This window comes from Methylobacterium sp. TK26, from assembly GCF_055361565.1.
In genome coordinates this window covers 351076-371078 of the sequence record NZ_CM143965.1, presented here as the reverse complement: position 1 = coordinate 371078, position 20003 = coordinate 351076, and the positions used below count along the sequence as shown (strand labels likewise).

19 protein-coding genes, 2 tRNA genes and 1 pseudogene are annotated in these 20003 nt (G+C 68.2%); 6 read left to right on the top strand and 16 right to left on the bottom strand.

The window, feature by feature from the left end; genetic code table 11:
* Positions 1-168 precede the first annotated feature (168 nt).
* Positions 169-675, top strand: a pseudogene (locus tag ACXJ1Y_RS01840) (hypothetical protein); the annotation flags it as partial.
* A gap of 27 nt (positions 676-702) precedes the next feature.
* Here the strand turns inward: ACXJ1Y_RS01840 and bhcD are convergent.
* Genes bhcD through bhcA form a run of 4 tightly spaced genes read right to left on the bottom strand, consistent with a single transcriptional unit; the run spans position 703 to position 5014 of the window.
* The gene (gene bhcD / locus ACXJ1Y_RS01835; RefSeq protein WP_463848488.1) at positions 703-1668 is read right to left on the bottom strand and encodes an iminosuccinate reductase BhcD; all 966 of its coding nucleotides are present in this window, start codon (positions 1666-1668) and stop codon (positions 703-705) included.
* A 16-nt stretch (positions 1669-1684) separates the two neighbouring features.
* Positions 1685-2848: a 3-hydroxy-D-aspartate aldolase BhcC gene (gene bhcC / locus ACXJ1Y_RS01830; protein ID WP_463848487.1), complete on the bottom strand. Its 1164-nt coding sequence runs from the start codon at positions 2846-2848 to the stop codon at positions 1685-1687.
* 13 nt (positions 2849-2861) lie between these two features.
* Positions 2862-3809: a beta-hydroxyaspartate dehydratase BhcB gene (gene bhcB, locus ACXJ1Y_RS01825; RefSeq protein ID WP_463848486.1), complete on the bottom strand. Its 948-nt coding sequence runs from the start codon at positions 3807-3809 to the stop codon at positions 2862-2864.
* A 14-nt stretch (positions 3810-3823) separates the two neighbouring features.
* The gene (gene bhcA, locus ACXJ1Y_RS01820) at positions 3824-5014 is read right to left on the bottom strand and encodes an L-aspartate--glyoxylate aminotransferase BhcA (protein ID WP_463848485.1); all 1191 of its coding nucleotides are present in this window, start codon (positions 5012-5014) and stop codon (positions 3824-3826) included.
* Between the two features lie 189 nt (positions 5015-5203).
* Between bhcA and bhcR the strand changes: the two genes are divergently transcribed.
* Entirely contained in the window at positions 5204-6019 is an 816-nt protein-coding gene (bhcR, locus tag ACXJ1Y_RS01815; protein ID WP_463848484.1) for an HTH-type transcriptional regulator BhcR, read from the top strand.
* On the opposite strand, the gene ACXJ1Y_RS01810 is transcribed toward bhcR, so the two are convergent.
* Positions 6016-6276, bottom strand: a complete 261-nt coding sequence (locus tag ACXJ1Y_RS01810) for a hypothetical protein (protein WP_463848483.1) — start codon at positions 6274-6276, stop codon at positions 6016-6018. The genes bhcR and ACXJ1Y_RS01810 overlap by 4 nt on opposite strands.
* 207 nt (positions 6277-6483) lie before the next feature.
* Here ACXJ1Y_RS01810 and ACXJ1Y_RS01805 point away from each other — a divergent pair, with 207 nt between their 5' ends.
* Positions 6484-7782 carry an MFS transporter gene (locus tag ACXJ1Y_RS01805; protein WP_463848482.1) on the top strand — a complete coding sequence of 433 codons (1299 nt, stop codon included), beginning with the start codon at positions 6484-6486 and terminating at the stop codon, positions 7780-7782.
* Here ACXJ1Y_RS01805 and pyk read toward each other — a convergent pair.
* The 3 genes from pyk to ACXJ1Y_RS01790 form a co-directional block, all read right to left on the bottom strand.
* Entirely contained in the window at positions 7773-9185 is a 1413-nt protein-coding gene (gene pyk / locus ACXJ1Y_RS01800) for a pyruvate kinase (protein WP_463848481.1), read from the bottom strand. The two genes, ACXJ1Y_RS01805 and pyk, sit on opposite strands and share 10 nt — an antisense overlap.
* Positions 9186-9298: 113 nt before the next feature.
* Complete coding sequence (locus ACXJ1Y_RS01795) at positions 9299-10375, bottom strand: tartrate dehydrogenase (protein WP_463848480.1); 1077 nt, start codon at positions 10373-10375, stop codon at positions 9299-9301.
* A gap of 28 nt (positions 10376-10403) precedes the next feature.
* The gene (locus ACXJ1Y_RS01790) at positions 10404-11702 is read right to left on the bottom strand and encodes an MFS transporter (protein ID WP_463848479.1); all 1299 of its coding nucleotides are present in this window, start codon (positions 11700-11702) and stop codon (positions 10404-10406) included.
* Positions 11703-11914: 212 nt separating this feature from the next.
* Here ACXJ1Y_RS01790 and ACXJ1Y_RS01785 point away from each other — a divergent pair, with 212 nt between their 5' ends.
* Positions 11915-12568, top strand: coding sequence for a GntR family transcriptional regulator (locus ACXJ1Y_RS01785; RefSeq protein ID WP_463850008.1), 654 nt, complete (start codon positions 11915-11917; stop codon positions 12566-12568).
* A gap of 75 nt (positions 12569-12643) precedes the next feature.
* On the opposite strand, the gene ACXJ1Y_RS01780 is transcribed toward ACXJ1Y_RS01785, so the two are convergent.
* Positions 12644-12720, bottom strand: a tRNA-Arg gene (locus ACXJ1Y_RS01780).
* A gap of 151 nt (positions 12721-12871) precedes the next feature.
* Here ACXJ1Y_RS01780 and ACXJ1Y_RS01775 point away from each other — a divergent pair.
* Positions 12872-12961: transfer RNA gene (locus ACXJ1Y_RS01775), tRNA-Ser, on the top strand.
* A 21-nt stretch (positions 12962-12982) separates the two neighbouring features.
* Here the strand turns inward: ACXJ1Y_RS01775 and ACXJ1Y_RS01770 are convergent.
* From ACXJ1Y_RS01770 to ACXJ1Y_RS01750, 5 genes are all read right to left on the bottom strand, one after another.
* The gene (locus tag ACXJ1Y_RS01770; protein WP_463848478.1) at positions 12983-13759 is read right to left on the bottom strand and encodes a pirin family protein; all 777 of its coding nucleotides are present in this window, start codon (positions 13757-13759) and stop codon (positions 12983-12985) included.
* 44 nt (positions 13760-13803) lie between these two features.
* Entirely contained in the window at positions 13804-14106 is a 303-nt protein-coding gene (locus ACXJ1Y_RS01765) for a hypothetical protein (RefSeq protein ID WP_463848477.1), read from the bottom strand.
* Between the two features lie 348 nt (positions 14107-14454).
* Positions 14455-15552: an HD-GYP domain-containing protein gene (locus ACXJ1Y_RS01760; protein WP_463848476.1), complete on the bottom strand. Its 1098-nt coding sequence runs from the start codon at positions 15550-15552 to the stop codon at positions 14455-14457.
* A gap of 221 nt (positions 15553-15773) precedes the next feature.
* Complete coding sequence (locus ACXJ1Y_RS01755) at positions 15774-16985, bottom strand: MFS transporter (protein WP_463848475.1); 1212 nt, start codon at positions 16983-16985, stop codon at positions 15774-15776.
* A 42-nt stretch (positions 16986-17027) separates the two neighbouring features.
* A complete protein-coding gene (locus ACXJ1Y_RS01750; protein ID WP_463848474.1) occupies positions 17028-17996 on the bottom strand; it encodes a helix-turn-helix domain-containing protein in 969 nt (322 codons plus the stop codon).
* 178 nt (positions 17997-18174) lie between these two features.
* On the opposite strand from ACXJ1Y_RS01750, the gene ACXJ1Y_RS01745 reads away from it, so the two are divergent.
* Positions 18175-18588 carry a Ros/MucR family transcriptional regulator gene (locus ACXJ1Y_RS01745; protein WP_463848473.1) on the top strand — a complete coding sequence of 138 codons (414 nt, stop codon included), beginning with the start codon at positions 18175-18177 and terminating at the stop codon, positions 18586-18588.
* 9 nt (positions 18589-18597) lie between these two features.
* On the opposite strand, the gene ACXJ1Y_RS01740 is transcribed toward ACXJ1Y_RS01745, so the two are convergent.
* Positions 18598-18966 (bottom strand): hypothetical protein, encoded by a 369-nt coding sequence (locus tag ACXJ1Y_RS01740; RefSeq protein ID WP_463848472.1) that lies wholly within the window; start codon positions 18964-18966, stop codon positions 18598-18600.
* A 246-nt stretch (positions 18967-19212) separates the two neighbouring features.
* Positions 19213-19776, bottom strand: coding sequence for a sigma-70 family RNA polymerase sigma factor (locus tag ACXJ1Y_RS01735; protein WP_463848471.1), 564 nt, complete (start codon positions 19774-19776; stop codon positions 19213-19215).
* Positions 19777-20003 lie beyond the last annotated feature (227 nt).

Sequence of the window (20003 nt, the reverse complement as noted above, 5' to 3'; positions counted from 1 at the left end):
AGCAACGCGCCGATGCGCGTCTCCGGCACGAGCGACCTGATCCGGGCGACGCTGCACGGGCTGCCGGCGCAGCGCTTCCCCGACAACGAGCGGATCGAGCACAAATCGGGATTGGGGGCGGACATGAAGACACTCGGTCGGGTCGCGGCGGCTCTGCTGCCGCTCGGGATGGCGTGCGGGGCGCAGGCCGCCGACATCGCCACAGTGAAGACGGAGGCGCCGTTCTTCCTCTTCGCGGACACGCAGGTCGGCTATCGCTACCAGTTCCCGACGGTCTCCCCCGGCGTGCAGATCCAGCGCGGCGACGGCAGCTTCGTCTCCCGCGAGGCCCCGAAGCAGATCCTCAACATCTCCCACGCCGACGCCTGGGCCTACGGCACCAACTTCTTCTCCCTCGACATCCTAAAATCCGGCTCGCAATTCCCCGCCGGCACCACCAACCCGCCCGGCACCATCGCCAACCCGTTCTTCGCCGATTACGGCAACACCGAAGCCTACGGTCTCTATCGCGGCACGCTCAGCCTGAACGCACTCACCAACACGAAGGCGTTCGCCATCCCCGGCCTCGTCAAGGACGTGTCGCTGGCCTTCGGCTTCGACGCCAACGCGCAGAACGACGCCTTCGGCTCGAAGAAGCGCGACGTGGTCGGCGGCCTGAACTTCGCCTTCCACGTCTTCTGAGAGAGGACGGCGCGTCCTCTCTCAGAACTCCACCTCGATCGCCAAACCCTTCGCCACGGCAAGCTCCACCGCCGCCGAGGCGACCGCGAGGTCCTGAAGGCCGACGCCCGTGCCGTCGAACAGGGTGATCTCCGTGTCCGAGGTGCGGCCGGGATGGTCGCCGTTGATCACCGCGCCGATCTCCACGATGGCCTCCGGGGCGATCAGGCCCCGCGCGACCGCATGCTGCGCCTCGCCGATGCCGGTCGATTGCGCGACCTCGTCGGTGAAGATCGTGGCGGCGGCGAGGAGTTCGGCCTCGACCTCCTGCTTGCCCTTCGTGTCGGTGCCCATGCACGCCACATGGGTGCCCGGCTTCACCTGCGACGCCTTCAGGATCGGCGCGAAGGAGGAGGTGATCGTCACGATCACGTCCGCCTCGGCCCCGAGCCGGTCGAGTTCCACCGCCTCGAACGGCACGCCGTGTTCCCTGGCCACCGCCTCCATCCGGCCGAACATGCCGGGATGGAGGTTCCAGGCCAGCACCCGCTCGAACGGGCGCTGAGCCAGGGCGGCGCGCAGCTGGAACGCCGATTGGTGGCCGGCGCCGATCATGCCGAGCACCCGCGTATCCGTCCGCGCGAGATGGCGGATCGAGATCGCGGAGGCCGCCGCCGTGCGCAGCGCGGTGAGGAGGTTGCCCCCCACCACCGCCCGGCAGCGGCCGGTATCCGCGTCGAACAGGAACACCGTCGATTGGTGGTTCGTGAGCCCCTTCGCGGCGTTGCCCGGCCAGAAGCCGCCGGCCTTGAGGCCGAGCGCCAAGCTCTCCCGGTCGAAGCCGGACTTGAAGCCGTAGAGCGCGTCGGCATGGCCGATGGCCTCGCGCACCACGGGGAAGTTGCCGGCTTTGCGCCGGGCCATCGATGCGAAGACCTTCTCCACCGCGTCGAAGCAATCCGCTTCGGTGAGGAGGCCGTCGATCCGGTTCTCGGGGACGATGATCATTGCTGCCTCACCCGCCTCAATAGGCCTTGCCGCGCGCCGAGACCGGCCACAGCGCCTCGACCTTGCCGTTGCGCACGCCGACGTACCAATCGTGGACGTTGCAGGTCGGGTCGCAATGGCCCGGCACGAGGCGAAGCTTGTCGTTGACCTTCAACTTGCCCTGCACATCCTCGATCACCCCATGCTCGTCGGAGCACTTGATGTATTTCACGTCGTCGCGCCCATAGACGAAGGGCAGGCCGGAATCGACAGATTGCGCCTTCAGGCCGGCATCGCAGATCGCCTTGTCGGCCTTGGCGTGGCTCATCACGCTGGTGAGGATGAACAGCGCGTTCTTCCACTCGCCGGCATCGATGCGCTTGCCCTCCTCATCGAGGATCCGGCCGTAATCGGCGTCCATGAAGGCGTAGCTGCCGCATTGCAGCTCGTTGTAGACGCCCGATCCGCTCTCGAAGGGGTAGCTGCCGGTGCCGCCGCCGCTCACGAGTTCGGGCTCCAGCCCCTCGCGTGTCAGCCCCTCGACGGCGTCCTTCACCTGGGCGATGGCGGCGTCGAGCTTGGCGCGGCGCTCGGCGAACCCGTCGATGTGCTGCATGGCGCCCTGATAGGCCTGGATGCCGGCAAAGCGCAGGTTCGGCGCGGCCGCGACCGCCTTGGCGATGGCCACGACCTCCGGCGTCGTCTTCACGCCGCAGCGGCCCGCGCCGCAATCGATCTCCACGAAGCAATCGAGTTGCGTGCCGTGCCTCTGCGCGGCGGCCGAAAGGTCGACGACGTTGGCGACGTCATCGAGGCAGACGATGATCCGCGCGCCGAAGCGCGGCAGCCGGGCGAGCCGGTCGATCTTGGCCGGATCGCGCACTTGGTTCGAGACCAAGATGTCCGTGATGCCGGCGCGGGCGAAGACTTCCGCCTCCGAGACCTTCTGGCAGCAGACGCCGCAGGCGCCGCCCAGTTCCTGCTGAAGCTTCAGCACATCGATGGACTTGTGCATCTTGCCGTGGGCGCGGTGGCGCATCCCGTGCGCCCGGGCGTAATCGCCCATCTTGCGGATGTTGGATTCGAGGGCGTCGAGATCGAGGATCAGGCACGGGGTCTGGATCTCGTCCTCGCGCATGCCGGGCAGCGCGGGCACATCGTAGCCGACTTCGAGGTCGGCGATCCGGGCGTGGGCGTTCATGGTGTCTCTCCTCTTATTGCCAAGGCAGTTTGTCGAGATCGACGTTGCCGCCGGTGATGATCACGCCGACGCGCTTGCCGGCGAAGACGGGTCGGTTCCTGAGCACCGCCGCCAGCGCCACCGCGCTCGACGGCTCCATGACGATCTTCAGTCGCTTCCAGATCAGCTGCATGGCCGCGACGATCTCGGCCTCCGACACGGTGAGGATGTCCGCGACGTGGTTGCGCACGAAGTGCCACGTCAGGTCCTTGAGCGGCACCTTCAGCCCGTCCGCCACGGTGACGGGGGCGTCGTCGGCGATGATGCGGCCCGCCTTCAGGCTGCGATGGGCGTCGTCGGCCTGCTCCGGCTCGGCGGCGTAGACTGCGATGTGCGGCGCGAGGCCCGCCAGCGTCAGGCAGGTGCCCGACACCATGCCGCCGCCGCCGATGGGGGCGATGACCGCGTCGAGGTCGTCCACCTGCTCGATCAATTCCCGCGCGCAGGTCGCTTGGCCCGCGATGACGCGCGGGTCGTTGTAGGGATGGACGAACTCGGCCCCGGTCTGCGCGACGATTTCCGCGAACACCGCCTCACGGGAGGAGGTGGAGGGCTCGCATTCCACCACGCGCCCGCCATAGCCGCGCACGGCGTCCTTCTTCGCCTGAGGGGCGGTGCGGGGCATCACCACCGTGCAGGGAATGCCCCGCCGGCTCGCCGCATAGGACAGGCAGGTGCCGTGGTTGCCGGAGGAATGGGTCGCCACGCCCTTGGCCGCCTGCGCCTCGGTGAGGCTGAACACGGCGTTGGAGGCGCCCCGCGCCTTGAAGGCCCCGGCCTTCTGCAGGTTCTCGCACTTGAAGAAGAGCCGGGCGCCGGCTGCCTCGTCGATGATCCGCGAGGTCAGGACCGGGGTGAGATGAATATGCGGCCGGATGCGCTCGTGCGCGGCGAGCACATCGTCGAGGGAGGGAGCGAGCATCCTGTCCGCCCCCCTCACGCCGCCGCCCGCAGGGAGGCCGAGGCCTCGCCGCGATAGATCGCCTGGGCCGCCGCCACGCCGGAGCCGAGCTCGATGCGCAGGCCGCAATCGGCCATCGCCATCTCGGCGGCGGCGATCCCGGAGAGTGCCATCACGTCCGTGAGGCTGCCGAGATGGCCGATGCGGAAGACCTTGCCCGCGACCTCACCCAAGCCGACGCCGAAGGCGACGTCGTACTTCCGGGCTGCGTGCGTGACGATCTGCGTCGCGTCGAACCCCTCCGGCGTGCGGATGGCGCTCACGGTGTCGGAGTAGAGGTCCGGCCGGGCAGCGCAGAGGGGCATCCCCCAGGCGGCGACGGCCGCGCGGATGCCCTCCGCGATGCGCCGGTGACGGGCGAAGACGTTCTCAAGGCCCTCGGCCAGCAGCAACTCCGTGGAGAGCTTAAGCCCGTTCAGCAGGCCGACGGCCGGCGTGTAGGGATAGGCGTTGTTCGCGTAGCCCTTCGCCATGTCGCGGATGTCGAAATAGGTCCGGGGCAGGTCGGCACGGGCCGTGGCCTCCATGGCCTTCGGCGAGAAGCCGACGATGGCGAGGCCGGCGGGGAGCATGAAGCCCTTCTGCGAGCCCGTGACGGCGACATCGACCCCCCACTCGTCCATGCGGAAATCCATGGAGGCGATGGAGCTGACCCCGTCCACGAGCAGCAGCGCAGGATGGCCGGTGGCGTCGAGGGCGCGGCGCACGGCGGCGACATCCGACTTCACCCCCGTCGCGGTCTCGTTGTGGGTGACGAGCACCGCCTTGATCGCACGCTCCCTGTCGGCGGCCAGCGCTTCGGCGAAGCCTTCGGCCGGCAGGCCCTCGCCCCACGGCGCCTCGATCACGCGGACATCGAGCCGGTGGCGTCGGGCCATGTCGATCCAGCGATGGCTGAACATGCCGTAGCGGGCGGCAAGCACCGCATCGCCCTCGCTCAGGGTATTCGCCAGGGTAGTCTCCCAGCCGCCGGTCGCGGTGGAGGGAAACACGAAGACCTGCGCGTCGGCCGTCTTCAGCACCGCCTTCACGCCGGCCAGCGCCGGCTGGAGGATCTGCCCGAACAGCGATGAGCGGTGATCGAGGGTCGGCATGTCCGCCGCCCGGCGGAGCACTTCCGGCATGTTGGTGGGGCCGGGGATGAAGACAGGGTTCTGCGTAAACATGGTCGGGCGATCTCCTCCGCTGCCGGAGAGGCTAGCACCGCGGCCCACCGTTTGATATTTTTTTGAAAAAGTTTTTCATTTAGGCGTTCGACGACGAAAGCCACGTGCCAGCAGCACGTTATGTTTTTCCGTTGAACGAAAAATTTTTTCACCCTAAGCCGGTGCGCGGTGTAGGGGTGGGAGGCGCGCATGGAGGCGGGGAATCGTCGGCGCGGGCGGCCGAAGGGGTTCGGCGGGGCGAAGCCGGCGGGCACGATCCAGGCCCTCGACCGCGCCCTCGACGTGCTCGAAGTACTGGCGGATGCGGACGGGCTCACGCTCTCGGAACTGTCGGGCAAGCTCGGGCAATCGGTGGCGACGATGCACCGGGTTCTGGCGACCCTGGAACGCCGCGCCTTCGTGGAGATCAGCGCCGACAAGCAGGAATGGCACGTGGGCGCGGAGGCTTACCGCCTGGGCGCGGCCTTCCTGCGGCGGGGCAACGTGGTGGAGCGCAGCCGCTCGGCTATGTGGACGCTGATGCAGGAGACTGGCGAGACGTCGAATCTCGGCGTCGAGAAGGACGGGAGCGTGCTGTTCGTCAGCCAGGTCGAGACGCACGAAACGATCCGCGCGTTCTTCCCGCCGGGCTCGCTCTCGCCGCTGCACGCGTCGGGGATCGGCAAAGCCCTGCTCAGCACCTTCGAGCCGAAACGGATCGAGCACCTGTTCCGGGGCCGGGCGTTCGAGCGCTTCACGACCAAGACGATCGGATCGCTGGCCGAACTCGGCCAGGACATCGAGGCCACCCGCGCGCGGGGCTACGCCATCGACGACGAGGAGCGCACGACGGGGATGCGCTGCGTGGCCGCGCCGATCCTCAACGTCCACGGTGAGGCGGTGGCGGGCATTTCGGTCTCCGGTCCCACGCACCGGCTGTCCGACGACAGGGTGCGCGAGATCGGCGAGCATGTGCGCCGGGGCGCCGCGACGGTCTCGCGGCTCCTCGGGGCAACCGTTCCTTAGCGCAGGCGGTAGGCGCCGTAGGGCGCCGCCTGGTGGTGGATCGAGCCGGTGGTCGCCACGCCGTCCTGGTCGCCGAACAGCACGCCGGCCCGGCCGACATTGCGCCCGTCGTAGAGGTTTTGGCCGGCGGCGCGGCCTTCGAGACCGCCGGGAGCGGTGACGGCCGGGGTACCGGCGGGGGCGGTGTAGCTCTGCGCGAAAGCGGTGGACGAGACGAGGACGCCGAGGGCGGCCCCAGCGAGAAGACGGACGGACATGGCGGGCATCCCGAGGTAGGTTCCGGCGTCGCCGCATGGCAAGCGCTCATTATGAACCTCAAGTGGGCAGCGCTGCCTCTTTCGCCAACAGCCATCGCCTATTTCCCGTGCGGATTCGCACGCTTACGCCATTCCAGACTGTGTTCCGGCCGCGCTTCCGTTTTGCCCAATGGGCGCCTAACGAGAAGCGCGACAAGGGAGGACAGAATGAGTCCGACGACGCCCCAAGGTTCTAAAGTCGCCACGGTCCTGCGCGTGACCAGCGGCAACTTTCTCGAAATGTTCGATTTCTTTCTGTTCGGTTTCTACGCGACCTACATTTCAAAGACGTTCTTCCCGGTCGGCAACGAGTTCGCCTCGCTGATGCTGACCTTCATGACCTTCGGCGCCGGCTTCCTCATGCGGCCCTTGGGCGCCGTTCTGCTCGGCGCCTATGTCGACAGCATCGGCCGGCGGAAGGGCCTCATCGTCACCCTCGGCATCATGGCGACGGGCACGATCCTCATCGCCTTCGTGCCGGGCTACGCGTCCATCGGCCTGCTCGCCCCCTTCCTCGTGCTCGTCGGGCGGCTGCTGCAGGGCTTCTCGGCGGGCGTCGAACTCGGCGGCGTGTCGGTCTACCTCGCGGAGATGGCGACGCCGGGCAACAAGGGCTTCTACGTCTCCTGGCAATCGGGCAGCCAGCAGGTCGCGATCATGGTCGCGGCGCTGATCGGCTTCGTCCTCAACAGCGTGCTGACCCCCGCCGACATGAACGCATGGGGCTGGCGCATCCCGTTCTTCATCGGCTGCGCCATCGTCCCGTTCCTGTTCTACATCCGGCGCTCGCTTGAGGAGACGGAGGAGTTCCTGAAGCGCAAGCACCGGCCGAACATGAAAGAGGTCTTCGGCTCGCTGACGCAGAACTGGTCCATCGTCCTGCTCGGCATGCTCCTCGTCGGCATGACGACGATCTCGTTCTACACGATCACCGTCTACACCCCGACCTTCGGCAAGAGCGTGCTGAAGCTCTCCGACCGGGACAGCCTGCTCGTCACCTTCTGTACGGCCCTGTCGAACCTGTTCTGGCTGCCGGTGATGGGAGCCCTGTCCGACCGGGTCGGGCGCCGGCCGATCCTGCTGACTTTCTCCGCCCTGACCGTGCTGACCGCCTATCCGGCGCTGGCGTGGCTGGTGGTGAATGCGAGCTTCGGCAACATGCTCGCCGTGCTGCTGTGGCTGTCGTTCCTCTACGGCAGCTACAACGGCGCGATGGTGGTGGCGCTGACGGAGATCGTGCCGGCGAACGTGCGCACGTCGGGCTTCTCGCTGGCCTATTCGCTGGCGACCGCCCTGCTCGGCGGCTTCACGCCCCTGGTCTCGACCTGGCTGATCGAGACCACCGGCAACAAGGCGGCGCCGGGCATGTGGATGGCCTTCGGCGGGCTCTGCGGCCTCGGCGCGACGCTGGCGATCTACCGGCGCGGACGGCAGACGCCCCTGCCCGCCGGGCGCACTCAGACCTGAATGACCCGGATGTTGTTGGTGTTGCCCGTGGTGTGGAACGGGATGCCGGCGGCGGTGACGATGATGTCGTGGGGCTTGGCGAAGCCCTCGTCCCGCGCGTGCCGGCAGGCGGCGGTGGTCATCTCCTCGTAGGAATCGACATCGTCCGTCCGCACGCTGTGGGCGCCCCAGAGCAGGCTCAGGCGGCGCGACGTGTTGAGATCGGGCGTCAACGCCAGGATCGGCACGGCGGGCCGCTTGCGCGCCACGCGGGCGGCGGTGGTGCCGCTCGACGTGAAGGCCACGATGGCGGCGGCGTGGACCGCCTCCGCGAGGGTCGCGGTGGCGGTGGCCACGGCGTGGGGCGGGGTCTCCTCCTCCCCCGGCTCCGAGGCGGCGATGATCGAGTGGTAGAGCTTGTGCCGCTCCACCGAGCGGATGATGCGGTCCATCATCCCCACGGCCTCGACGGGATAGCGCCCCGTCGCGGATTCCGCCGAAAGCATCACCGCGTCGGCGCCGTCGTAGATCGCGGTGGCGACGTCGGAGGCTTCGGCGCGGGTGGGCGCCGGGGCGTTCACCATCGAATCGAGCATCTGCGTCGCCACCACGACCGGCTTCACCTGAAGCCGGCAGGCGCGGATCAGCTCCTTCTGGCGGCCGGGCACGTCCTCGTGCGGGATCTCGACGCCGAGATCGCCCCGCGCCACCATCACGGCGTCCGACAGGCGGATGATGTCGTCGATCCGCTCCAGGGCCTGGGGCTTCTCGACCTTGGTCATGAGCCCGGCGCGCTCGCCGATGAGGCCGCGCGCCTCGATCACGTCCGAGGGCTTCTGCACGAAGGACAGCGCCACCCAATCGACGCCGAGTTCCAGCCCGAAGGCGAGGTCGGCGCGGTCCTTGGCCGTGAGCGGCGAGAGGTCGAGGAGCGTGCCCGGCAGGTTCACGCCCTTGCGGTTCGAGATCACCCCCGCCGTGATCACCTCGGCCTCGATGCTGTCGGCCTCCAATCCGACGACGCGCACCCGCACGCGGCCGTCATCGATCAGGAGGTCCTGCCCCGGCACCACGGCAGCGAAGATCTCCGGGTGGTGCAGGGGAATCGCGTCCTTGCCGCCCTCGGCCCCTTCGAGGACGAAGCGCACGCGCTCCCCAGCCGCGAGATCGAGGCGCCCGTCCCGTACCGTGCCGACGCGGATCTTCGGTCCCTGCAGATCCTGCAGGATGCCGATGGGCCGCCCGACCTCCTCCTCCAGCGCGCGGATGGCGGCGTGGACCTTGGCGTGGTCGTCCTGCGTGCCGTGGCTGAAGTTCAGCCGAAACGTGTCGACACCCGCCAGGAACAGGGCCTTCAGCATCTCCGGCGAATGGCTCGCCGGCCCGACGGTGGCGACGATCTTGGCATAGCGGTGTCGGCGCATGGCAACCTCGGCAGGAGGGATCGGATCGCGCGGAGAATCGCCCGTCGGAGCGGATGTTCCGCCGGGCGATGATGGCACCGCCCGGCGCCGCAGGGAAACCTTTGAGGCCGGTCCTACTCGTTGTCGCCCTGGATCGCGGCGATCACCGCATCCGTCACCTGCCGGGTCGTCGCCTTGCCGCCGAGGTCCGGCGTGTGCAGGCTCGGATCGGCGGTGACGCGCTCCACCGCGTGCATCAGCCGGTCGGCGGCGGGTGTCTCGCCGAGATGTTCCAGCATCTGGCAGGCGGTCCAGAAGGTCGCCACCGGGTTGGCGATGCCCTTGCCGGCGATGTCGAAGGCCGAGCCGTGGATCGGCTCGAACATCGAGGGATAGGTCCGCTCCGGGTTGATGTTGGCGGTCGGCGCGATGCCGAGCGAGCCGGCGAGCGCCGCCGCGAGGTCCGACAGGATGTCCGCGTGCAGGTTCGTGGCGACGATGGTGTCCAGCGTCTGCGGCTTCATCGTCATGCGCATCGTCATCGCATCGACCAGCATCTTGTCCCAGGTCACGTCGGGGAAGCCGGCGGCGACCTCGGCGGCGATCTCGTCCCACATCACCATGGCGTGGCGCTGGGCGTTCGACTTGGTGACGACGGTGAGGAGCTTGCGCGGGCGCGAGCGCGCCAGCTCGAACGCGTAGCGGATGATCCGCTCGACGCCGGAGCGGGTCATCATCGAGACATCGGTGGCGACCTCGTTCGGATGGCCCTGGTGCACGCGCCCGCCGACGCCGGCATACTCGCCCTCGGAGTTCTCGCGCACGATCACCCAATCGAGCTCAGGCCCCGAGACGTGACGCAGCGGGCTGGTGATGCCGGGCAGGATCCGCGTCGGGCGCACGTTCGCGTATTGGTCGAAGGGCTGGCAGATCGCGAGGCGCAGGCCCCACAGGCTGATGTGGTCCGGCACGTCCGGCGCACCGACCGCGCCGAAGAAGATCGCATCGTGGTGGCGGATCTGCTCGCGCCCGTCGGCGGGCATCATCACGCCGTGCGTCTTGTAGTAGTCCGAGCCCCAATCGAAGTGATCGAAGTGGAAGCCGAAGCTGCCGGTCTTCTCGGCGAGGACGTTCAGCACTTCGACGCCGGCGGCGATAACTTCGATGCCGATGCCGTCGGCGGGGATGGCGGCGATCCTGTAGGTCTTCATGGTGTGTCTCCGAATGACGTGAGAAGAATCAGCGGGCGACGGCGCCGGCCGGTTCGGGGCGCCGCCCGACCCGGGCGACGACGAGGCTCAGCACCGCCGACAGGACGAGGAGCGCGGCGACGAAGACGAGCCCGCCGGCGAAGCTGCCGGTGCTGTCCTTGATCCAGCCGATCACCCAGGGCCCGACGAAGCCGCCGAGATTGCCGATGGCGTTGATGGTGGCGATGCCGACGGCGGCGGCCGGGCCCGAGAGGAACATCGTCGGCATGGCCCAGAGCGGAGGCTTGGCCGCGCTGATCCCGATGTTGACGAGGCTGAGGGCGGCGATCACCGCGACGACGGAGGAGGCCGCCCCGGCGAGCATCAGCCCCGCCGACGCGACGAGGCACGCGATGACCACATGCCATGTGCGCTCGCCCGTCCGGTCGGAATGGCGGGCCCACAGGATCATCGCCACCACCGCGATGGTCGGCGGGATCGCATTGAGGAAGCCCACCGCCATCGGCGAGAGGCCGAAGCCGCGGATGATCTGCGGCGCCCAGATGCCGAGGGTGTAGAGCCCCGCCGAGGTCCCGAAATACACGAGCGCCAGGGCCAGCACGCGCGGATCCGCCATGCCGGCGAGGATGCCGTGCTTGGCGACACTCCCCCGCGCGGCGCGCTCGGCCTCCATCTCGGCGATGAGCCAGTCGCGCTGGTCGGGGGCGAGCCACGTCGCCTTTTCCGGCCGGTCGGTCAGGTAGAACAGCACGACGATGCCGAGCAGCACGGCGGGCACCGCCTCCACGAGGAACATCCACTGCCAGCCGTGCAGGCCCATCACGCCCTCCAGTTCGAGGAGCGCGCCGGAGAGCGGCGAACCCAGCACCACCGAGATGGGCGCCGCCGCCATGAACAGCGAGACGACCCCCGCCCGGTACCGCGCCGGAAACCAGAAGGTGAGGTAGAGGATGATGCCGGGGAAGAACCCCGCCTCGGCGGCGCCGAGCAGGAAGCGCAGGGCGTAGAAGCTGTACTCGCCCTTGATGAAGGCGAAGGCCGCCGAGATCAGCCCCCAGGTGATCATCACCCGCGCGATCCAGATCCGCGCGCCGACCTTGTCGAGGATGATGTTCGACGGCACCTCGAACAGGAAGTAGCCGAAGAAGAAGACGCCGGCCCCGAAGCCGAACACGGCCGAGGAGAAGCCGAGGTCCTTGTTCATCGTCAACGCCGCGAAGCCGATATTCACGCGGTCGATGAAGGCGATGAAGTACAGAAGGCATATGAAAGGGATCAGGCGCCACGCGACCCTGCGCATGGTCGCCCGCTCAAGCGAGTGATCCATCGTTTCCTCCAAGAACCCGATGCGCCGGTCTTTGTGCGCCAGCTTGCATGCAAGATGGCGTTTTCTGCATTGGGGCGGGTCGCCGTGTCAATCCTGCATTGCACCTTGCATGGAAGTTGGTACGACGTTTCGATCGGTCGGGGGATGAGATGGCGACGAGGCGCAGAGCCGCGAAAGCGGCGCCGGTGCAGGAGGTTGATCGCCGTCCCTCGATGGTGGACGACGCCTATGCCGCGATGAAGCGGGCGATCCAGGATTCGAGCTTCGCGCCCGGCTACCAAGCTTCCGAGCAGGAGATCGCCGACCGGCTCGGCATGAGCCGCACCCCCGTCCACGAGGCGGTGATTCGCTTGCAGGAGGAGGGTCTGGTCCGGGTGCTATCCCGGAAGGGCGTGCTGATCTGCGCCCTCGCGCCTGCGGACATGCGCGAGATCTACGACGTGATCGTCGCCATCGAGGGCCGTGCCGCCGAGCTGCTGGCTGCCCTCCCCGCTGCCGACCGCAACGCCGTGGCGGGCGACCTCGCGGTGCATACGGACGCGATGGAGGCGGCGTGGTGCGCGGGGGACCTCCCCGCCTGGGGGCAGGCCGACGCGCTGTTCCACCGGACGCTGGTGGAGCGTGCGGGGAACGGCCGGATGACCCGGATCATCCAGACCATCAACGACCAATCGCACCGGGCTCGAATGCTGACGCTGAAGTTGCGTCGCGAACTGGGTGCCTCGGTCGCCGAGCACCGCGCCCTCATCGACGCGATCCACCGGGGCGACCCGGCGGCGGCCCACGACCGGCTACACGATCACCGGCTCAGGGCACGGGACGAGTTGCTGCCGCTGCTGGAGAGCTTCGGCCTGAAGCATCTGTAGCGAAGCTCAGACGCGCCGCGACCAAGAGCAGTGAAGCTCTTGCGGCTATCGGCTGAAGATTTGGAAGAAGTATGTTGGCGCGCCCGAAAGGATTCGAACCTCTGACCCCCAGATTCGTAGTCTGGTGCTCTATCCAGCTGAGCTACGGGCGCCTAAACCGCGGCAGCGAGCGGTGCGCGCCGGGGTTGACGCGCTTCTAGTGGGTCGCGCCGAACTTGGCAAGCGCCGTTTCAAGAATCTTGTCCGGCCTCGTCCCGGTTGACGGCGCTTCCGGCGCGGCCGTAGATCAGCACGCCTGCGCCGGGAAGGGTGGCCGAGTGGTTTAAGGCAGCGGTCTTGAAAACCGCCGTGGGGGCAACTCCACCGTGAGTTCGAATCTCACCCCTTCCGCCAGGCCGTTCCGATCATCGTCCGTCACGCCGTCCGCGTGCGGGCGGCCATCCGGTGCACGGTCTCGCCGTCGCCCACGGAGCCCTCACGGCAGACCGCCGCGTCGCGGTCCACCACGAAGGCCACCACGAGGGAGGCCTCGGTGGCGCGCAGCGTGACGTCGGCCTCGCCCGAGACCAATCCGGTCTCGGCCTCGCCGAACCGCTCTCCGCCGGCCGTGACGCAACCCGTGAACACGAAGAAGTACGTGTGCCGGTCAGGTCGCGTCGGCAGCGCCGCCTCCTCCCCTGCCCCGAGGCGGAGGTCGTAGCAGGAGACCGCATTGCGCACATGGAACGGTGCGTCGCCGCCAGGCGGCCCGAACACGGGCCGCCACGTATTCGGCACGGGGGCCGGCAGGCGGCCGAACTGGATACCGGGCTCCAGATCGCGGGAATGGGGGCGGACGAAGATCTGCAGCATCCGAAGGGGTGGGTCGTCGTCGCGCGTCCGCTCCTCGTGTTGGAAACCGGACCCGGCGTTCATGACCATCAGGTGGTCGCCGTCGATGACCAGATGCTCGCCCTGGGGATCGTCGTGGCGCATCACGCCGGCCGGCACCCAGGACACGATCTCGTCCTGCACATGCTCGTGCAGCTTGATGTGCGTGCCCGGCGCCAGAAACGATTCCATGATCGTCGCGAGGGGGCCGAGCCCATGGTCCGCATGGCCCGGCAGGAGGTGCCCGGGGAAGTAGGCCCTGGCGGTGAACCGGCCGGACTCGATGGCGTCCTCGGTGCTACGCGTCGCCTTGCGGATCATTGCTTTCTCGCCTGCTGTCCCGTCGCGGCATGACGGCCGCGACCTCAATGCAGAGATCGGCAGCGCCGGGACGACGACAAGGCTCCGACCAGCCCTTCGATCGCCGAGAGTTCCACGCCGAGCCGCAGGACCAAAGGCGACAGGATTTCCCGGCCGGCATCCGCGTTCACGTGCTCGTGAAGCTGGATGAGCAGGTCATGGATCCTGATCCAGTTATCGTCCAGGTCCGGATTGTCGCCCACCATGTCGTTTCCCTGGCAGACGACATACAGATCCCTGATCCGTTGAATGATGTCGACCATATGGGTCACAAACCAATTGTGTCCTTCGCTTTCCTCTAATTCCATGGCCCCTCGTTCTCGCATTTAGGCGGATTTACCCGCCTACTCTCTTCATGACGAGGGAGAACTATTTTTATTCCCATACGAGGCGTGCGTCGTGTCACGTCATGGCTGCCCTGCGCGCACCGCCTTCATGGGCGTCGTGGGGGGCGGCAAGGCCACAGCGTTCGAAAAAGGTCCGCGCGCCGCCTCAGGCTTCTTGACCTCCCCGCCGGGGCGACCTTAGCCGGAGCATGCGCTCGCCAGGCAGGCCGTTCTGGGCGGAGTACTCTCGGCGGGGCTCGCCGGGCCGGAGCCTCCGCTCCGCCCGCAGGCCATCGACACCGCCGAGGGCATTCCGGCCGAGGATGGGCCTTACTGGGCCGCCGCCGGCAGCGGCACGTCCCGGTCGTGGAGGCGCGGTTCGCCCCGGAAGCCCTGGCCCCGTGCGCTGGTCGCGCAGATGTCGAGGATTTCGTCCCAGCGGGAGATGAAGGCCGCGACGCAGGCCGGGTCGAAATGCCGGCCGGCTTCGCCTTCGATCAGGCGCAGGGCGTCCTCGGGCGGCATCGCGTCCTTGTAGGGGCGCACGGTGGTCAGGGCGTCGAATACGTCGGCCACCGCCACGATCCGCGCCGCAAGCGGGATGGCGAGCCCGGCGATGCCGCGCGGATAACCGGTGCCGTCCCAGCGCTCGTGATGCCCACCCGCGATCTCGGCGGCGAGGCGGATCAGCTCGGACGAGCTCTCGCCCAGGATCCGCTCGCCGATGGCGGCGTGGGTGCGCACCGTCGCCATCTCCTCGTCGGTCAGCCGCTCCTTCTTGAGCAGGACCTCGTCGGGAATGGCGACCTTGCCGACATCGTGCAGGGGCGAGGCGAGGTAGATGCGGTGGCACAGGTCGGCATCGAGGCCGAACGCCTGCGCCATGATCTGACTGTAGCGGGCGACGCGCCACGTATGGTGGCCGGTGTCGTTGTCGCGATATTCCACCGCCAGGGCGAGGCGGAAGATGATCTCCTCCTCGCGCTCGTGGACGTGGAACTCGGCGGTCCGCACCTTTCCGGCGAGTTCCGCCGCCTGATCGTCCAGCCGGCGCATGGCCGCGGCGAGGCGGATCTGGTTGCGCAGGCGCACATGGAATTCCATGCCGTCCGTCTGTTTGTCGAGGAAGTCCGTGGCCCCCGCTTCCAGGGCCGCGAGCTTGACCCGCTCCGAGGTGTCGGAGGTGATCATCACCACCGGCACCTGCGCATAATGCGGGATCTCGCAGAGGCAGCGGATGAACTCCGTGCCGTCCATGCCCGGCATGTGCTGGTCCACCAGCACGAGATCGAACGCTTGCATCTGCGCCCGGAGAAGGGCCGCGCCGGGATGCGAGAAGGCGGCGACGTTCACACCGTGCTGCCGCTCAAGCAGCAGCTGGAAGCGCATCAGGATCGTGGAACTGTCGTCGACGAGCAGCGCATCCATGGTCTCAGTCTTCCGGCCTTTTGCGCCGCTCGGCACCGGAGAGCCCGGGGCGATCGGAAAGCCGATACTGAGCAAGTCACCACCTCGTCGCGGGTGCTTGGGACTTGGCGATCTCTCGCGGTATCGGTCCCGCAATTTCGCCGAGCCGCTTTAAGAAAACATGCGGAATCTATCCTACTTTAGTGGCTCTAGTGAGCGGAAACGCGGCATCCGCGTGATTGCTAAGCACTTTTGTTCGTCTGTTGCGCGACCTGTCGGGCGACGAGAAGTGATAAACCGAGGTTCAGGATGGCGACCGCCACCATGATGACGGCCAGCGTCTCGATGCCGAACCATTCCATCGCGTAGCCGCAGGCGAGCGGCGTCGCCGCCTGCCCGAGAAGCGGCGGCCGCGCGAGGCGACCGATCACCGCCGCGTATTCGCCCTGTCCGTACAGGGCCAGGGGCAGCGTCCCCCGAACCACCGTGCGCATCCCGTTGCCGGCGCCGTAGAGCAGGATCGCGAGCCACGCGAAGCTTGGCGCCACCACGAGGAGGAACAGCCCGAGGGCCACGCTCCCCGCCGAGATCAGCAGCAGGTGGATCGGGTGGGCGCGCTGGCCGAAGGCCAGTTCGAGCACGCGGGCGCCGACCTGAGACGGGCCGATGAGGGCGGCGAGCGCCACGGCGGAGGCGGCCGGGATGCCGTGGGATTGCAGGAGCAGCAGCAATTCCACCGACATCGCCGTCATGAGGATGGCGGCGGTGGTGAAGGTGAGCGCCAGGATCCCCTCCCCCGGCAGGCGCGGCGCCTTGATGCCGGGCGCGACCGCGATCCTGGCCGACGCGGCGACCTTCCCGCCCGGCAGCGCGAGGGCGAAGATCGGCGCCACCACGAAGGCCGCCAGCGCCGCGTAGGCGAGGCAGGCCCCCCGCCAGCCGACATGTGCCACGAGGAAGCTCGACGCCGGCCAGCAGAGGGTGATGGCGAAACCGGAGGCGATGGCGATCTGGGTCATCGCACCCCGTGCGGAGGCGCCGTAAGCCTGTCCGATCGCCGCGAAGAGCGGGTCGTAGAGCGCGCCCGCCATGCCCACGCCCATCACCGCCCAGGCGGCGAGGAAGACCGGCAGGCTTCCGGCCACCGCCATCAGCACGAGGCCGGCGGCCATGATGAGGGTGCCGGCGACGAGGACCGGGCGGCCCCCGATCCGCCGGATCTGCCGGCCGACCCAGGGCGAGAGCAGGCCGGAGATGAGGATGGCCAGCGAGAGCGCACCGATCACCGCCCCCTGCGGCCATCCGGTCGAGTCCACCACCGGCGCGACGATCACCGCGACGAGGAAGAAAGAGCCGCCCCACAGGATGATCTGCGTCAGGCCGAGGGCGGCGTTGCCGAGGGTGCTCGGCGCGCGGCGCGGTGAATCGGGGATGGGGGCCGGGGACGCGGACATGGGAGCGGTACGGTGAGCGGGGGGCCGGACGGCCCGCCCCGGCTAGATCGCCCCGGCCGATCCGACAAGGCTCTCCCGACGGAACTCGCTCGGCGAGCGGCCGAACTGCGCGCGGAAGCGGCGCGAGAAATGGGCTTGGTTCGAGAAGCCGCAATCGTAGGCCAGCGTCCCGATGGGGATATGGGCGCAGGCCGGGTCGGCGAGTTGCTTGGCCGCGCTGTCGAGGCGCCGGTCCCAGATCCATTCCGAGACGCAGCGCTCCCGCCCCTGGAACACCTCCTGAAGCCGCCTGAGGGAGACGCCGATTCCGGCGGCGACGGCGGCGGGGTCGAGATCCGGATCGCCGAAGCGGCTCTCGATATGCGCCTTGGCCCGCTGCACGAGCACGTCGCCCTGGAGGGGCTTCGGCGTCTCCCGCGCCAGCCCCTCGGCGAGGCTCGCGGCGATCAGGTCGATGCCGATCGAGGCCATGCGCTCGGCCATGTCCGGGGTCAGCGTCGCGTGGACCCGCACCAGTTCCTCGATGAAGGTCCGCACCAGGGATGCACCCGGCAGGGCACCGTCCACGGTCATGGCGGTGTAGAGCCGGGCGGAGCCCAGCGCGCCTTCGAGGCGCCGCCGGGGCACTTCGAGGAGGTAGCAGCAGCTGCCGGCGCTGGAATGAAGGACGGTCGGGCGGCGCTCGATCACCACGAGGTCGCCGGGCCGCTGGACGGCGTGGCGCCCATCCTGGGTCACGCTCGAAACACCTTCCAGCTTGATCGCCACCGAGAGCGTGTCGTGCTTGGTGTGCCGCCGGATCGTGTCCGGCGTCGCCTCCGTCCGCAGCGCGCCCTGCGTGATCCGCGAGATCGCCAGGGGCCCGACGTCGGCGGCTTCGATGATGCCTCGAAAAGGTTCATCACCTATTTGTGACTGCTCAACCGGCACTAGCCGATCGTGAATGGTTTCACTCCACCGGTCGAACTTCCTACTTTCTGCAATTCCATCGGTCGAGAACACCGTTCGCATGGATTCATCTGTCCCGAATCGGCCTACCGCGCGGTAAGACAAACGATACCGCGCTTATAGGCAAGCGCGTAGCGCGCCGATTCATACAGTCGTGGGTAGTGAACCACAGCCCTTCATCGCCGGCCGGGCAAACCCGCCTGACCGGTTTCGGAGGCTGTCAAAACCCCATGGCAGACCCATGACGACCGACGACACCGCCATCGCCTCCATCGGCCGCACAGCCGAAATGGTGGCCGCCTATGTGAGCAACAACGCCGTCCGCCCGGGCGACCTGCCGAGCCTCATCGCCACGATGCACAAGGCTGTCCGCGCCCTTCACGGGCCGCGCCAAACTGAGCCGAAGCCGGCGCGGGAGAAGGTGTCCGCCTCGGAGATCCGCCAGTCGATCCAGGCGGCGGGGCTCGTGAGCTTCCTCGACGGCCGGACCTACAAGACCCTGAAGCGCCACCTGACGAAGCACGGCTTCACGCCGGACAGCTACCGCGAGCGCTTCTCGCTGCCGGCGGATTATCCGATGGTGGCCCCGAGCTACGCGCAGCGCCGCTCGGCGCTCGCCAAGGAACTCGGCTTCGGCCGCGCCGGCAAGAAGTAGCGGAGGGCGTCAGCCCGTCCGGCGGGCCGTCCAGCGGCCGGAGCAGGACGCGAGGCCGCTGAGCGTCCAGCGCCCGCTGCCGGCCTTGCCCTTCAGCCTGCCGCTCACCGTCACCACCGCGAGGCCCTTGCGGATGGTGCCGGTGATCCCGCCATCGGCTCCGGCCCGGCCGCTCGCGTCCACGTCGTTGCTGCCGGCATCGTCCACCTGCCCGTCGCGGATCACGATCGGGTAATTGTACGGTCCCGTGCAGGACGACTCGCTGCTCGTCGCCACGACGGACCATGCGCCGTCGAAACGCCCGGCCGCTTCCGCTGGGAGGGTGGCGGTGGCGATGAATGCGAGCGGCGCCAAGGCCGCGAGCCGAATGGTCTTCATAAGCTCCTCGTAATGATCCGCGCCGCTTGAACGCGGTGCGGCGGAAAAGGCAACGGGCCGGGCGCACACCCGGAGCGGCTCAAGCGCCCGGCTCCGCGGCCGTGCCGGGCCCCGAAGGGGTCGAGGGCCCGGCACAACCTCGTGAACTGTGTCGGACGCTATGTGGGTGCGTCCGGACGACCCGCCTGAGACAGATCTACTGGTACGAGACGATTTCCACCGACGCGATTTAGGGCAAGTACGGAATCACACCTGCCCGAGATCTTGCGAAAGACGATCGCGGGCGCGGCTGACCCGGCTCTTCACGGTGCCCGGCGGGCACCCGATGATCGCGGCGGCCGCCTCGTAGGTCAGCCCTTCCACCGCCACAAGCGTCAGCGCCTCGCGGTGGGCGGCATCGAGCCGGTCGAGGGCGAGTTGCAGATCGCGCAGGCCGATCGTGTGTTCCTGCGCCGCCGGTTCGGACAATGTGCCGGCATGGGCGCCGTCCGGGTCCGCCACCTCGCGCCAGTATTTGCGCCGGCTGTTGATGTGGCCGTTGCGCAGGATCGTGAACAGCCACGCCACGAGGTTGCTGCCCGGCTCGAACCGGTCACGGAATTCCCACGCCTTGAGCAGCGTCAGCTGCACGAGGTCGTCCGCCTCGATGGCATCGTGTGTGAGCGAGATGGCATAGCGGCGCAGGCGCGGCACCATGGCGATCAGGTCGTCCCGGAACGCCGTCGGGATGCGGCCGCCATCGGCCTTGAGCAGGACCTCGGTGAGCCTTCCCAGAACTCGCCCAAGACGCGAATCTGGTTCGATTGCCACAACCTGTGGGTAGTATTCGCGGAGGCGACGGCCCAACTGCGCGTGAACGAACGTTAGCACGTCGTCCGATGCTGACACCGGATCGTGATCTTCGACTGTTGGCTGCAAGGATGCACCACTCGTTGTGTCGAGGGACAGCCGCCTGCACCGCTACAGGGCGGGGGTGGCCGGGAGACGACTTATTTTTGATCGCTCTTCCCGCCGTCAATGATACGGCGATACCAGTG